This window comes from Phytoactinopolyspora mesophila (genome assembly GCF_010122465.1).
Lineage (GTDB): Bacteria > Actinomycetota > Actinomycetes > Jiangellales > Jiangellaceae > Phytoactinopolyspora > Phytoactinopolyspora mesophila.
In genome coordinates this window covers 1,189,067-1,203,662 of the sequence record NZ_WLZY01000001.1, presented here as the reverse complement: position 1 = coordinate 1,203,662, position 14,596 = coordinate 1,189,067, and the positions used below count along the sequence as shown (strand labels likewise).

The 14,596-nt window shown below is 65.8% G+C and carries 16 protein-coding genes; 14 read left to right on the top strand and 2 right to left on the bottom strand.

Features of this window, described 5'->3' with window-relative positions; genetic code table 11:
- Window positions 1-130 precede the first annotated feature (130 nt).
- From F7O44_RS05445 to F7O44_RS05390, 12 genes are all read left to right on the top strand, one after another.
- Window positions 131-388 carry a hypothetical protein gene (locus F7O44_RS05445; protein ID WP_162449082.1) on the top strand — a complete coding sequence of 86 codons (258 nt, stop codon included), beginning with the start codon at window positions 131-133 and terminating at the stop codon, window positions 386-388.
- A 147-nt stretch (window positions 389-535) separates the two neighbouring features.
- Complete coding sequence (locus F7O44_RS05440) at window positions 536-1,108, top strand: UGSC family (seleno)protein (RefSeq protein ID WP_162449081.1); 573 nt, start codon at window positions 536-538, stop codon at window positions 1,106-1,108.
- Between the two features lie 261 nt (window positions 1,109-1,369).
- Window positions 1,370-2,350, top strand: a complete 981-nt coding sequence (locus F7O44_RS05435; protein WP_162449080.1) for an ABC transporter permease — start codon at window positions 1,370-1,372, stop codon at window positions 2,348-2,350.
- A complete protein-coding gene (locus tag F7O44_RS05430; protein WP_162449079.1) occupies window positions 2,347-3,291 on the top strand; it encodes an ABC transporter permease subunit in 945 nt (314 codons plus the stop codon). Before F7O44_RS05435 ends, F7O44_RS05430 begins: the two co-directional genes overlap by 4 nt.
- Window positions 3,288-4,220, top strand: coding sequence for an ABC transporter ATP-binding protein (locus tag F7O44_RS05425; protein ID WP_162449078.1), 933 nt, complete (start codon window positions 3,288-3,290; stop codon window positions 4,218-4,220). Before F7O44_RS05430 ends, F7O44_RS05425 begins: the two co-directional genes overlap by 4 nt.
- Entirely contained in the window at window positions 4,210-5,001 is a 792-nt protein-coding gene (locus F7O44_RS05420; RefSeq protein WP_162449373.1) for an ABC transporter ATP-binding protein, read from the top strand. The genes F7O44_RS05425 and F7O44_RS05420 overlap by 11 nt, the downstream gene beginning before the upstream one ends.
- Before the next feature lie 93 nt (window positions 5,002-5,094).
- The gene (locus tag F7O44_RS05415) at window positions 5,095-6,696 is read left to right on the top strand and encodes an ABC transporter substrate-binding protein (protein ID WP_162449077.1); all 1,602 of its coding nucleotides are present in this window, start codon (window positions 5,095-5,097) and stop codon (window positions 6,694-6,696) included.
- A gap of 190 nt (window positions 6,697-6,886) precedes the next feature.
- On the top strand, window positions 6,887-7,924 hold the full coding sequence (locus tag F7O44_RS05410; RefSeq protein WP_162449076.1) for a hypothetical protein: 1,038 nt from the start codon (window positions 6,887-6,889) through the stop codon (window positions 7,922-7,924).
- 57 nt (window positions 7,925-7,981) lie between these two features.
- Entirely contained in the window at window positions 7,982-8,851 is an 870-nt protein-coding gene (locus F7O44_RS05405) for an SDR family NAD(P)-dependent oxidoreductase (protein ID WP_162449075.1), read from the top strand.
- A 48-nt stretch (window positions 8,852-8,899) separates the two neighbouring features.
- Entirely contained in the window at window positions 8,900-10,303 is a 1,404-nt protein-coding gene (locus F7O44_RS05400; protein WP_162449074.1) for a 3-oxoacid CoA-transferase, read from the top strand.
- A 2-nt stretch (window positions 10,304-10,305) separates the two neighbouring features.
- On the top strand, window positions 10,306-11,178 hold the full coding sequence (locus F7O44_RS05395) for an amidohydrolase family protein (RefSeq protein ID WP_343073835.1): 873 nt from the start codon (window positions 10,306-10,308) through the stop codon (window positions 11,176-11,178).
- Window positions 11,178-12,203: an MBL fold metallo-hydrolase gene (locus F7O44_RS05390; protein WP_162449073.1), complete on the top strand. Its 1,026-nt coding sequence runs from the start codon at window positions 11,178-11,180 to the stop codon at window positions 12,201-12,203. Before F7O44_RS05395 ends, F7O44_RS05390 begins: the two co-directional genes overlap by 1 nt.
- On the opposite strand, the gene F7O44_RS05385 is transcribed toward F7O44_RS05390, so the two are convergent.
- Window positions 12,127-12,597: a VOC family protein gene (locus F7O44_RS05385; protein ID WP_162449072.1), complete on the bottom strand. Its 471-nt coding sequence runs from the start codon at window positions 12,595-12,597 to the stop codon at window positions 12,127-12,129. The genes F7O44_RS05390 and F7O44_RS05385 overlap by 77 nt on opposite strands.
- An 80-nt stretch (window positions 12,598-12,677) precedes the next feature.
- Window positions 12,678-13,604: a sigma-70 family RNA polymerase sigma factor gene (locus F7O44_RS05380; protein WP_162449071.1), complete on the bottom strand. Its 927-nt coding sequence runs from the start codon at window positions 13,602-13,604 to the stop codon at window positions 12,678-12,680.
- Between the two features lie 129 nt (window positions 13,605-13,733).
- On the opposite strand from F7O44_RS05380, the gene F7O44_RS05375 reads away from it, so the two are divergent.
- Complete coding sequence (locus F7O44_RS05375) at window positions 13,734-14,126, top strand: VOC family protein (RefSeq protein ID WP_162449070.1); 393 nt, start codon at window positions 13,734-13,736, stop codon at window positions 14,124-14,126.
- Window positions 14,127-14,154: 28 nt separating this feature from the next.
- Window positions 14,155-14,592: a YdeI/OmpD-associated family protein gene (locus tag F7O44_RS05370; RefSeq protein WP_222851088.1), complete on the top strand. Its 438-nt coding sequence runs from the start codon at window positions 14,155-14,157 to the stop codon at window positions 14,590-14,592.
- Window positions 14,593-14,596 lie beyond the last annotated feature (4 nt).

The following is a 14,596-nucleotide window of genomic DNA, read 5'->3' as shown; positions in this document are numbered from 1 at the left end:
AGACGACGTGTTTTGCTGCTCAGAGGACACACATAAGGACCGGTACAACGAGGAGACCGAGTGAGATGAGAGGGCGACAGACGGTTCCCGCTCCCACAGGTGCGGGCGAGCAACCGGCGGGAGGCTCGCGATGACACAGGCCAGCGGCGGCAGTGCTGCCGTGGACGAGGCACTACGGAAGTTCCGCGAGATGATGGCCAGCGACGGCTATCTGCTGACGTGGTCGAAGACCGATGGCGACGGTGTTGTCGTGCGGATCGAGGCCGGCGAGGGTGCCTGCGCCGATTGCCTCGTCCCGCAGCCGGTCATGGAAGCGATCATGTCCGAGGCGCTGGCCTCGACCCCTTACCGGCTCGATCATGTGGTGCTGCCCGCCAGCGAGAAGTGACCGGCGCGGCAAGGAGATGACCGGCCCGACAGGGCCGGCGGTAGCGCGCGGTCGTGGCGATGCGTGCTTTTCCGCGAGACGGAAGCACGCATGCGCCCGGCTCCGGGCGCGCTTCATAGTTTGTGCTCGACACATCGGAGGTTGATCATGGTAGACGGAATAATCGACCCGACCGCGCGAGCTCGCGACCGGGTCACCGCGGAACGTGGTACGCCGCCCGTCGTCTCGAGCCTGGACGGACTGCGCGTCGGACTACTGGAGAACACCAAACGCAACGCGGATCGGATTCTCGACGCGGTCGGCGCGGCGCTCGACGAAGCGCATGGGGGCGTCGAGCTGGTGCGGCGAACGAAGACGCAGTTCGCGATGCCGCTTGACGAGGAACTGCTCGCCGACTTGAAGAACGCCTGTGACGTCGTGGTCGTCGGAGTCGGAGACTGCGGCTCGTGCAGCGCGGCGGCCGTGGCGGACGGGATCGCCCTGGAGCGTGCCGGCCTGCCGGCAGCCGTCATCTGCACCGATGCCTTCGAGACGACCTCCCGGGCGATGGCTGAGTTGCAGGGTGACGCGGACTACGGATTCCTCCTGACCCAGCACCCGGTCGCCAACCTCACCAACGAGCAGATCGAGCGCCGCGCCGGTGAGCTGGCTCCTGAGGTGGCGGCGCGGCTACTCGGCCACCTCCCGTCGGGCACGCTCACGGCGACGAACGACCACTAGCGCGTCAAATTCTGACTGAGGCGCCGTTTTCCGTGACGTGGAAGGCCGCATTGAGTTCAGCCCGTGAGTGTGGCGACGATCAATTCGGCGTAACGCCATGATCCAGCGTCGACTATTCCGGTAGTTGCCGGTCAATAGGAGAGGCTCGCCTCGCGCGGACGGGATGGTGGTATTCCTGCCGTCGATGAAGATGCGGAGGAGTTGTGGAATGGTGCTATCTCGGGCTTGTGGCTCGATATCGAGCCGGGTCAGCGGGGTGCGATGAAGCCGATCTTCGTCCATTACGGGAGGCTTCTGGCTTCTTCGTTGCTGCTCTTTGTCGTGGTCATCACGGTACTGTTCTTGTTACTCGAGATCGCACCAGGTGATCCAGTCCAGAGCCTCATCGGCGACAACCCGGTCTCGGATGAGTTCCGGGCACAAGTGGTGGCCACATTCGGGCTCGACCGGCCGGTGTGGGAACGGTATTTCATCTACCTCGGCAATGTCTTCACCGGGAATCTGGGGTATTCGTTCGGTTCATCTATGACGGTGGCCGAGCTGATCATGAGCCGGATTTGGAACACCCTGGCTTTGGCCATTCCCGCATTCGTGCTCTCCACGGCCGGCGGCATCCTTCTCGGAGCGATCGCCGCGCGTACTCGGTCGCGGTGGCTGGACGGCACCATCTCAGCCGGGGCAGTGGCGTTCTTCTCCATACCGAATTTCTGGCTCGGAATGCTCCTGATCATGGTGTTCTCGATGAATCTCGGCTGGCTACCGACCCAGGGAAACAGTCCCTATGGGGAAAGCGGGATTGCCATTGAATATCTGATCCTGCCGGTTTTCACGATGGCGACGAGTGAGCTGGCCTACAAGGCGCGGATCATGCGTTCATCGATGATCGAATCGCTCGGGCAGGACTACATCGACACCGCCCGCTCGAAAGGACTGCCGGGTAACCGGGTGATGTGGCGTCATGCGCTGCCGAACGGCCTGCTGCCCATGGTCACGGTCAGTGGTTACAGCCTCGGGTTCGCCCTGGCGGGCTCCGTTGTGGTCGAGCGGGTTTTCGGCTGGCCGGGAATGGGTCTGCTGCTTCTGGATGCCATCCAGCGCAACAACAATCAGGTCGTGCTCGGAGTGGTCATCATGATCACCGTCGTGATCCTGATCGTGAACATCCTGACCGACGTGGTCTACGGCATCGTCGATCCGCGGCTTCGGACGAGGTTCGCGCAGCCAGCGAGGAGCGACTCGTGACCGTCCTGCAGGGCAAGAAGAGAAGGAAGAGAGACGCCGGTACGGGTGCGCCGCGGGGCACCCGCGTGGACCCGCCGCCAGGCATGAGCATGAGGGTGCCACCCGGGCAGCGGGAGTCGGTCTGGAAATCGTACATACGAAAGCCGGGCACAATCGTCTTCCTGACGCTGCTGGTGATCATGACCTTGATCTCGTTCGTCGGGCCGATCTTCGCCGGCAGTCCGATCTCGGTCAGCCATCCGACTCTGGCGCCGCCGAGCTCGGAATACCCGATGGGCACCGACCAGCTCGGGCGTGACTACCTCGCTTGGGTGCTGCGCGGCGGACAGGTGTCGTTGCTGGTGGGGTTCACCGTCGCGATCCTGTGTATGACGTTGGGGTTGATCGTCGGCGGGCTGGCCGGCTTCTATGGCAAGTTCGCCGACACGTTGCTGGTGAAGGTCGCGGAGTTCTTCCAGGTCCTCCCGGGCATCATTCTCGCGTTGGTCGCCGCGGCGTTGCTGGGGGCCAATGTGTGGATCATCGTGGCGATCCTGTCGCTGACCTTGTGGCCGGCGGTGGCGAGAATCGTGCGTGCCGAGACGATGCGCATCGCGCAGCTCGGCTATGTCGAGTCGGCGAGGGCGGCGGGCTTCAAGAGTCTCCGGATTCTGTGGTCCGACGTCATCCCCAACGCCATGCCTCCGGTGATCGTCGCGACGACCATGACGGTGGGCCGCGCGATCCTGGTCGAGTCGGCCCTGGCCTTCCTCGGGATCGGCGATGCGAACCGGCCGAGCTGGGGCGCGTTGCTGAATTCGGCGCAGTCGTACATGCAGTCCGGTTGGTGGCTCGCGTTGTTCCCCGGCCTGTGCATATTCACCGTCGTCCTCGCGGTGAACATGCTCGGCGACTCGTTGAACGATTCGCTCAACCCGTCGATCGGCAAGGTGAAGCGATGAGTGAGCTGCTGAGGGTCACGAATCTGGCGGTGCGCCTTCCCACCGGCGTGCGCGGCGAGATCGAAGCGGTCAAGGATGTGAGCTTGAGTGTCCGGCGGGGCGAGCGCGTCGGGATCGTGGGTGAGTCCGGATCCGGGAAGTCGGTGACGGGACGCTCGATCGCGGGTCTTCTGCCGGCCAGTCCTCGGGTCAAGGTCACCGGATCGATCGAATTCGATGGGCAGGAGCTGGTCGGTGCCGGTCCCAGAGCGTGGCAGAAGATCCGTGCCTCGAAGGTCGGAATGATCTTCCAAGATCCGTTGACCTTCTTGAACCCGGTGATGAGGATCGGGCGCCAGGTCGAGGAGTCGATTCCCGCTGGGCGCGCCCGGAGCCGGGAGGTGAACGCGGAGGTCCTGGAGTTCCTCTCGCTCGCCGGACTCGACAACGTGGCTGGTCTGGCTCAGCGTTTCCCGCACGAACTGAGCGGTGGAATGCGCCAGCGCGTCCTCATCGCGATCGCGATCGCCAAACGCCCGGAGCTGATCGTCGCCGACGAGCCCACGACGGCCCTGGACGCCACCGTCCAGCAACGGGTTCTGCGCACCCTGGACGAGACGGTCTCCGAACTCGGGACGTCGCTGATCCTGATCTCTCACGATCTGGCCGTGGTGGCCAGCATGACGGACCGGATCTATGTGATGTACGGCGGACGGGTCGTCGAGTCCGGACCGACCACGGACGTGCTGAACAGCCCTCAGCATCCCTACACCCAAGTACTGCTTCGCAGCGTGCGCAGCCTGACCGACGACGGCGTGGAGCTGTACTCCATCCCGCCCTCGTTCCGGGCTTGGCTCGAAGACCAGCCATCGGCGTCCGCGTTCGACGAGGAAGCCGCCTGGCCGGTGAACGCGACCTCGGGGAAGGGAGGAAGCCCGGATGCTGCTTGAGATGAAACACGCCTCGAAAACCTTCCGCGCATCGCGCGGCTCCGGTCCCGTCCATGCGGTCAAGGATGCGACGTTGCAGGCCCGGCCGGGGGAGTTCGTCGCGATCGTGGGCGAGAGCGGGAGTGGTAAGAGCACGCTCGCGCGGATGTTGCTCGGGCTGATCCCGGCGAGCTCCGGCGGGATAGAGCTCGACGGCGTGCTCCTCGCCGGAATGAGCCGGTCGGAGTTGAGGCATTATCGGCGAAGCGTGCAGGCGGTGTTGCAGGACCCTGCCGGATCGCTCAACCCGCGAAAGACGGTTCGCCGCGCGATCGGGGAGATCGTGCGGCTGCACCGGATCGCCAGCGGGCGCGCGGCCGTCGATGAGAAGGTCATGCAGGTGCTGCGCCTGGTCGGGTTCGACCAGGCTGAGACCGTCCTGGACCGTTACCCACACGAGGTCAGCGGAGGCCAGCGCCAGCGCGTGCTCATCGCCCGGGCCATCGTGCTCGATCCGAAGATCATCGTCGCCGACGAGGCGGTCTCAGCCCTGGACGCCTCGGTCAAAGCGGGGGTGTTGCGCTTGATGAACGACCTCAAGGAGAGGCTGGGCATCGGGTACGTCTTCATCACTCACGATCTACCGGTGGTGAAGAAGGTAGCGGACTACGTCTACGTCATGAAGTCGGGCGAGATCGTCGAAGAAGGCACCAAAGAGAAGATCTTCTCCGACCCTGATCACCCGTACACCAAGACCTTGCTGGCGGCTTCCCCGGTCTTGGAGGTGATCGACCAGCGCTGAGCCAACGGCGCCGAGCTGCTGTGTACCGAATCGGTTGTGTTCTCTGATCCCTTGGGGAGTGAAGACTCGATGTTGAGTGCTAGGAAGCGATTGATGGCGATTGCCTCGTCCGCGGCCGTCGCCCTGTGCGCGTGTGGGCAGAGCGACGACGGAAGCGGGGCCGGCGAGAACGGGGTCGGCGCAAACGGCAACGGCGGATCCGGTGCCGAGCGGGTGTACGTCGAGGCGATCGGCGATGACCCTACTTCGTTGAACCCTCAGTTCGCCGGAGGGCCGATCCCGCTACGGTTCGGGTTCACGATCCTGGGTTCTCTGCTCGAGGTCACCGACGAATACGAGATCATTCCTGGGCTGGCCCGTGAGTGGGAGTTCGCCGACGACAACTCGACGGTAACGTTCTACCTGGAACAAGGGGTTCAGTGGCACGACGGAGAGGCCTTCACCGCCGAGGATGTGGCGTTCAACTTCGAGGAGATCATGCCGCTGCAGACCTTCGGCGGTCCGCTCACGGCGACGATCGATTCGATCGAGACCCCCGATGAGCACACCGTCGTGTTGCACCTGAACACGCAGTACGGGCCGTTGCTGGAGGCCCTGTCCCAGCAGGCGCTTGTTCCCAAGCACATCTACGAGGGCACCGACTACGTCACCAATCCGGCGAACATGGCACCGATCGGGACCGGCCCGATGATGTTCGAGTCCTACAACCCGGGTGATGAGGTCGTGCTGGTGCGCAACCCGAACTGGTGGCGTGGCGAGACGCAGGTCGACCGTGCGATCTACCCGGTGATGAGTGACGTCAATACCCGGACCCTTTCGCTGCTGTCAGGTGAACTCGACGTGGCGGTGGTAGATCCCGCACAGCAGGACGAGGTAGCAGCTCATCCCGATCTGAAGCTGATGGAGCGGGGCGCGTTCCGGCAGCTGATCGGGATGACGTTCAACGGGCTCCTTCCCGAGTTGGAGGATCCGGAGGTCCGGGCGCTGGTGTTCGCCGCGATCGACAGGGAGGCGGTGACCCGCCTCGGACTCAGTGGCCTGGGGGAGCCGGCCGAGTCCTTCTACCCGGACACGCTCGCATGGGCGCAGCACCCAGGCATCAACTTCTCCGCCGACTTCCCGCGTGACATCGACGCGATCAACGCGGGTCTCGACGCGGCGGGATATCCGGTCCAGGGGAACGGTTCCCGCTTCTCGCTGGACGTGCGCTTCATCTCGGCGCATTCCGAGGCCGCGGCCGTCGCGGAGATCGTCCAGGCCTCGCTGGCCGAGGTGAACATCGACGTGAACCTCGTCGGCTCCGCGGAGCCGGTGTGGATGGAGAAGGTGTTCGAGGAGAGCGACTTCGGGATGTTCATCCTGCGAACGACGGTCGGCGCGGACCCCAGCATCGGCCTGACCCGGTGGGTGACCTGCAACCCGGACCGGGTTCCGCTGAACAACGGCTCGGGTGTGTGCGACGAGGAGCTCGACGCCGCTGCCGGCGCCGCACTGAACACGCTCGACCGCGAGGAGCGGGCGACGCATTTTCACACCGTTCAGGAGCGACTCAAGGAGCTGACCTTCTGGGCGCCGCTGGCCTGGACCAACGGGTCGAACCACACGGTGAACACAAGTCGATGGGCCAACCTCGACGACGGTTCGGGACAGACCAACAACACTCCGTGGGCGAGCCTGGAATGGGTCGGTGAGTGATCTGGGCCACCTGCGCGCGTTTCGTCCTTCCTGGTCAGAACCGTTTCCACGTCACGGAAAGGGAGCGGCGGGAGATCACCGGCGTCGCGCATAGTGTTCCGTGACGCATGGGAGGGACGGTCATGAGAAACGCAATCATCAACACTTCAGAATCCGCGCGGATCGCCGGAACAGCCATGGGTGAGGCCGCGTGAGCAATCGGACGGCAGTAGAGCTCGACCCGGTCGCGGCCCGCCACGTCACCGAGTACACCTATGAGCAGGGCTGGTCCGACGGGCTGCCGTTGGTCGCCGCTACCGAGAAGTCGGTCCAGGAGTTTCTCGCGACCACGAGCCGTGACGAGAACGAGGTCATCGCCAGGTTGCCTCAGCTCGGCCGGGAGGCGGTGATCCGCGACGTTGCCACGCACGCGGTCATGGCGGGCTGCAAACCCGAGTATTTCCCGCTGGTCCTCACGCTGTGGGATGCGCTCTCGGCTGAACGGTCGGTGCTCGGCGGCGGCTGGCAGTCGACCTCCGGCCCGGCGCCGTTCGTCATCGTCAATGGCCCGATCCGGGGTGAACTCGGCATCAATTCCACCGGTGGCGTGCTCGGCCCGGGGTTCCGGCCGAATGCCACCATCCCGCGGGCCATCGGCCTGACCGTTCGCAACAGCTTCGGCGTCGTGCCGCACGCCCTGGAGCAGGCCACCCAGGGCCTGCCCGGCAGGTGGACCATGCTGATCGGCGAGGACGAGGAGCACAGCCCTTGGGAGCCGCTGTCGGTCGAGGGCGGCCTGGCGGCCGGCGAGAACGCGCTGAGCACCATGCTGGTGCGCACCTGCGAGTTCGTCGACAACCGGCATTTCCATGATCCAGAGGAGGTGTTGCGTGACTTCGTCGACACCATCTCCCGGTCAGGATCGTGGATCTTCCGGCACGCCGCGGCCGCGATCGTGATGAATCCGGATCATGCCCGGATCTTCGCCGAGGCGGGGATGTCCAAGCAGGACGTGCGGGAATGGATTGTTGCCCGGGCTGGGAAGACGGAGGCCCAGCTCGCAGCGGTCGGCAAGAGTTTGAGCCACCTGCCCGACGGCCCGTTCGATCCCGGCCATTTTCACCCCCTGTTCGCCGACGCCAGCCCCGCCAACCTGCCGATCATCGTCGCCGGATCACCCAACGCGGCGATGTCGATGGTGGTCCGGATCTTCTCCACCTGGGCAGGGAAGTCCCTGCCCATCCGGTGACCCGCCGGGATCTCCGCACCTCGCCCAACCCAGCAACGAAGCTCATTGGAGTACCGCATGACGTCGCAGGAGACATGGCCGCTTCCCATCGAGGATCCGATCGCCTCCGGGGATCAGAAATGGCTGGCGGGCAAGGTGGCCGTCGTGGCCGGCGGTGGCCTGAGCGGTCCGCTCGGTAACGTCGGCTTCGGCATCGCCTGGTTGTATGCCCGTGGCGGTGCCTCGGTGGCGGTGCTCGACCGCGACCGGGAGGCCGGCCAGCGCACGGTGGACGCCATCCGCGGTCAGGGTGGTGACGCCGAGACCTTTGACGTCGACATCACCGACGACGCGTCGGTCGCCCGGGCCATCGCTGAGGTGGTGCAGCGCTTCGGGAACATCGACGTCGTCGCCACCACCATCGGCGGCGGCGGCATCAGCCCCATCCTCGAAGCTCCGCTCGACGAGTGGTACTCCGCGATCGACGTCAACTGCACCTCGGCCTTGCTGCTCATGCGCAACGCGTACAAACACATGAACCGGGGCGGCAGCATCGTCACCGTTTCTTCAGGCGCCGCCGAGGGCCGCGGGCCAGGCCTGCCGTACAGCGTCGCGAAAACCGCGCTGGAGAAGCTCAGCGTCGGTGCGGCCAGTTCGCTCGCCCCGCACGGCATCCGGGTCAACTGTGTGCGGGTCGGGATGATCTGGGGCGCCTTTGCCGCGCGGGGCATGGACGAGGAGATGCGCGAGCTGCGCCGGAAGAACGTCGCCTTGCAGACCGAAGGCACCCCGTGGGACATCGCCTCGGCCGCCTACTTCCTCTCGACTGACCAGGCCCGGTGGATCTCTGGTCAGGTGCTGTCGGTGGACGGTGGTGGTTTCGCCGCGGTCCGTAACAGCGGCGCGGCCGGGTCGCCACGGCATCGAGAATCCAGGTCTGAGGGCTGACGGTCCGCGACCCCGGGCAGAAATCTCAGGAGTGAGGAGCAACAACGGATGACGGACAAGGTTTTCGACTCCCCAGCGGCGGCTGTGGCCGACATCCCCGACGGCGCCTCGGTCGCGATCTCCGGTTTCGGCATCTCGCATCGGTTTCCTTCCAGTCTGATCCTGGCCCTGCGTGATCACGGTGCGAAGGACCTGACGGTCTACTGCAACGGTCTGGGTTCGCCGGGCGCGCCGACGGCACAGTTGCTGGCGGAGAACGAGCAGATCTCCCACCTGGTGGCGAGCTTCTCATCCCGGCCGGGTAAACCCACGATCGCTGAGGAGCAGATCGTGGCGGGAACGATGGCGTTCGAGGTGGTGCCGCAGGGCATCCTGGTCGAGCGGATGCGGGCGGGGGGTGCGGGAATTCCCGGGTTCTACACCTCTGTGGGCGTCGGCACCGCCGTGGCCGAGGGCAAGGATGTGCGCTACTTCGACGGTGAGCCGCACATCCTCGAGCGGGGCATCACCACTGATTACGCGATCCTGCGTGGCTACCGCGCGGACCGCTACGGCAATGTCCAGTTCCGGGGCGGTAGCCGGAACTTCAATGACAGCTTCGCCAAAGCCGCCCGTACCGCGATCATCGAAGTCGAAGAGATCGTCGACGTCGGCGGCCTGCGACCCGAGGAGATCGACCTGCCCGGGATCTTCATCGCCCGAGTGGTCAAGACGACCACTCGGGTGGATGTCTCCGAGTTGCCGCAGCGCTCGGCCCGGCCGGCGGACTCCCGCAGAGAGTACGACGGCAAACCGGCGCTGTCCCGGCAGGAGATCGGCCGCCGGGCCGCGGCCTTGCTGGAGGACGGCGCGGTGATCAACCTGGGCGCTGGGCTGCCGAACGGCGTGGTCAACTACCTCGAGGGCAGAGGCGTCGTGCTCCACGCGGAGAACGGCATCCTCAACTACGGAAAGTTCATCGAACTCGAGGAGGCCGATCCGGACTTCCACGACGCCGGCGGGAACTTCATCGGCCTGCTGCCCGGTGTCAGCTTCTTCGACTCCGTGACATCGTTCGAGATCGCCCGCGGCAAACGCCTCGACGCGGTGATTCTCGGCGCCTATCAGGTCGGCAGCAACGGCGACCTCGCGAATTGGGCTCATCCGGGCCGGCCCGGAGGCGGCATCGGCGGCGCCATGGATCTCGCCGTCGGCGCCCGGTCGGTGATCGTGACCATGGAGCACGTGGACTCCAAGGGCCGGCCCAAGCTGGTCGAGCGCTGCGACTACCCGATCACCGCGGCAGGCTGTACCGACGTCGTCGTCACGGACCTCGCGTTGCTGCGCCGCGGCGACGACGGATTCGTCCTCGAAGAGATCGCCGACGGGTTCACCGTGGACGAAGTCGTCGCCCGCACGGGAATGCCCCTACAGGTGGCTGAGAATCCGCGCATCATTCAGGAGCAGTGGTGACAGTGGTGAAGCTGAACGACGACGTCGTCGCGATCGACGTCCACACACACGTCCTCTCCTCGGCGCGCAAATCAGCTGGGGAGGAGGCGAGACAGCATGACGAGGCCATGGCCAAGTACTTCAAGACGGACATGCCGCGCCCGACCGTGCACGACCTCGCCGGCTATTACCGCGAGCTGAAGATGATGTGTGTCGCCTTCACGGTGGACAACAGCTGGGCGACCGGTGAGCTGCCCGAGGTCAGCAACGACGAGTTGTGTGACCTCGCCGCCGAATACCCCGACGTGATCATCCCGTTCGGCGCCGTCGACCCGCACGCGGGCCGCAGGGCCGCCCGTGAAGTCCGCCGGCTCGCCGAGCACGGCGCGCGCGGCTTCAAATTTCACCCCAGCAGCCAGGCCTTCTACGCCAACGACCGGGACGTCTACCCGATCTACGAGGCCATCGAGGAGACCGGGACGATCGCGCTGTTTCACAGCGGCCACACCGGAGCCGGCGCCGGGCGGCCCGGCGGCGGAGGCATCCGGCTCAAATACGCCAACCCCATGTACGCCGACGACGTCGCCGTCGACTTCCCCGAACTACGGATCATCCTCGCGCATCCGTCGTTCCCGTGGCAGGACGAGGCGCTCTCGGTGGCGCTGCACAAGCCGCACGTGCACATCGACCTGTCCGGCTGGTCGCCGAAGTACTTTCCGCCGAACCTGGTCCAGTACGCCCGCACGCTGCTCAAGCACAAGATGCTCTTCGGGACCGACTATCCGGTCCTGACCCCCGAGCGGTGGATACGAGACTTCGAGAAGCTGGGCTTCGACGAGGACGTCACCCAGCTGATCATGCGGGACAACGCTGCGGGCCTGCTCGGACTGAGCTGATGCGCGACGAAGCGGCACGGGTGATCACCCTCGGCACCGGCGGCGGTCCGTCGTGGGTCCAAGGCACGGATCGGGCCGGCATCGCGACCGCAGTGGTCGTGGGTGATCGCACCTACCTGATCGACGCCGGCTCCGGCGTCGGAAAGCAGCTCATCGACGCGGGACTCACGCTGCCCAGCCTCCGGGCGATCTTCATCACGCACCTGCATTCCGATCATGTCGTCGACCTCGCTAGCCTGATGATCTTCGGAATGATGCGGATCCAGCGGCGAGACACTCCTATCCCGATCGTGGGGCCCGGTTCCCGAGGGTGTTTGCCCTGGCGCGACGCCGACGGGCTGCTCCCGGTGTCGCCCGGTCATCCGACGCCCGGAATCAGCGCCACCGTAGAGCACCTCCTGCATGCGTACGCCACCGACATCAACGACCGCCGCTACGACGCGAAGCGGCCGAGCCCATGGGAGCTATTCGAGGCCCAGGAGATCACCTTGCCCGCGACACTCGATTTCCATCCGAACCTCAACCCTTGTCCTGCCATGGAACCGATACAGGTCTTCGAGGACGACGCCGTGCGCGTAACGAGCATCTTGGTCAAGCACCCACCGCTGGCCCCGGCTTTCGCCTTTCGCCTCGACTGTGACGAAGGTTCGGTGGTCGTGTCCGGCGACACGGCACCGACCGACAACACGGTTCGTATCGCCGACGGCGCCGAGCTGTTGCTGCACGAGGCGCTCGACATGGATTGGGCCGAACGGATCTATGCCGCGTCTCCCACGGCTGAGCATCAGGCGGTGCTGGAGCACCATCGAGCGGCTCACACCACGCCCGCCCAGGCTGCTGCCATCGCCGAAAAAGCTGGTGTGCGCACCCTCGCGTTACATCATCTGGTGCCGCACAGCACACCTAGGCCGGCGTGGGAGCAGATGGCCGAATCCTTCTCGGGACGGGTCATGGCTCCAGACGATCTGGAAGTATGCGCCCTGACCCGACGACGGACCCTGCCTGTCGGCCGCCACGTTGGCTGAAGCGCAACATGTTCCCGGAAGGGTCGCGGAAGGCGCAGTCCCGGACGCCGAAGGGCTGATCGATCGGCTCTTGCATCACCTCGGCGCCCGTGGCCTCGATGTGCTCGAAGGTGGCATCGCAGTCGTCGGTCATGAAGACGAGCCGGCCGAGCAGGCCGTGGGCCGTGAGGTCCGCGATCGCTTGCCGGTCGGCCGCCGTGGCGCCCCGGTGCATGCCCGGTGGTTCGAGGATGATCCGCACGTCCGGCTGCGATGGCAGGCCGATGCTGGCCCACCGTACCCCCGCGAATTCGACGTCATCGTGCACCTTGAAGCCAAGAACGTCGCGGTAGAAGCGCAATGCCTCGTTCAGGTCGTGGACGGCGAGCGTGCAACAGGTGAGCCTGATATCCATTCTGGTCGGGTTTCCTTCCCGCAGGGCAGGTACGGGTGTTGGCCGGCGGCCGCGCCGGGGCGATGGGTAAGTGCGGAGCTTCAGAACGGTTCGGGTGTCTCGTCCTGTCCCGGGGACCGTTGCCGCGCCTTGTTGCCGAAGCTGAGAAAGACGATGTCGAGCTCGCGCAGCCGGTCCGGGTCGGCGTCGATGGCGATGCCGGTGATCTTCTCGTTGCTGATGGTGAAGGTGAAGACGGCCTTCGGGAGGCCCCGCTGCGCGTATACGGCCGCGGGAACGCCGTTGACCAGAGCGGGCCGGGCGGCCTGAGCTCGTCCGGCGAAGAACTCCGCCACCGCCTGGGCGCCGCGCACATCGCCGGTCACGGCGTCCGGGTCGAGCAGCGTGAGCAACGCGTCGAAGTCGGCATTCCGCGAGGCGGCCAGGAAAGCGGTGATGATCTCCCGCTTGCGGGATCGGGCGGCCTCGGACGCGGTCGCCGCGCCCTGCACCCGGCGCCGGGCCCTGCTGGCGAGCTGCCGGGCTGCCGCCGGGGAGCGGTCGATGATGCCGGCGATCTCGCCGAACGGCACGTCGAAGACGTCGTGCAGGACGAAAGCGAGCCGTTCGGCGGGGGTCAGTGTGTCCAGCACCACCATCAGGGCTGCCCCGACCGATTCGGCCAGCAGCGCCTCATCCTCGGGGCCGGCCGGGCCGTTCAGGCCGTTTAGGCTGTTCGGGTGGGAGCTCGCGTGCGGTGCGGCCGGCTCGGGCGGCAGCGTTCCTGCCGGCTCCTCACGCCGTGCCCGGCGTGCTTCCAGCATGTTCAGACAGACCCGGGCGACGACCGTGGTCAGCCAGCCGGCCGGGTTGTCCACCTGGTCGGTGTCGGCGCGGCTGACCCGTAGCCACGCCTCTTGCACCGCATCCTCGGCATCGCGCGGTGAGCGGAGCATCCGGTAGGCGACCGCGTGCAAGCGGTCATGATGCTCGGCGAAGCGTTCACTGAGCCAGTCGTGATCGATCATCTGTCACATTCCTCCGTCGCGGCCTGTCATACCAAATGACCGGCCAACCCGAGCCGGTGTGACATCGCGGGCTGGATGGATGACCGGCCCACGAGTTCGCCCAGCAAATCGACGCTACTAGGAGAAGACGTGTTATTGGACGTGAGCGCCATCATGCTCGGAGTCAAGGACGTGGAGCGCGCCAAGAAGTTCTATGCTGAAGGTCTGGGTTTCAAGATCGACAAGGACACTCGCAACTTCGTCTCGTTCAGCCTGGGCGGCGGATCCCTGCAGCTGGCCCTGTACGAATGGGACGCGGCGGCGCAGGATGCCGGCGTCCCCGCGGAGGGGTCGGGCTTCCGGGGTGCCTCGTTCCACCTGAACCCCGACTCCAGGGAACTGGTGGACGAGACCATCCGCAACGCGGTGGCCGCCGGTGGTTCTGTGGTCAAGGACGCGGCCGCCGCCCAGTGGGGCGGATACTACGGCTACTTCAGTGATCCAGACGGCTATCTGTGGAAGGTCACCACCTACGCCTCCTGATTCCGCACCGATCAGCAAGGAGAACGTCGTGAAGTTTCGCACCCTCGTCGAGCCGCCCGAGCCTATGCGGGGGCTAGAGGTTCCGCCCGAGGTGGTGGAAGCGCTCGGCGGGGGCGCGCGGCCGCCAGTGACGATCACGCTCAACGGCCATTCCTGGAAGAGCCGGATCGCGATCATGCGCGGGCGCCACCTGCTCGGCCTCAGCAACGCCAACCGGCAGGCAGCGGGTGTCGCGATCGGTGACGAGGTGGAGGTCGAACTCGAGCTCGACACCGAACCACGCGTCGTCGTCGAGCCTCCGGACTTCGCCAGCGCATTGGACGACGACCCAATCGCCCGTGCCGCATACGACAATCTTTCGTACAGCCGCAAGCGTGAGCATGTGCGCGCCATCGAGAGCGCGAAGAAGCCCGACACGCGCCGGCGGCGTATCGAGAAGGCTTTGGCCGCGCTCCAGGACGAGTGATACC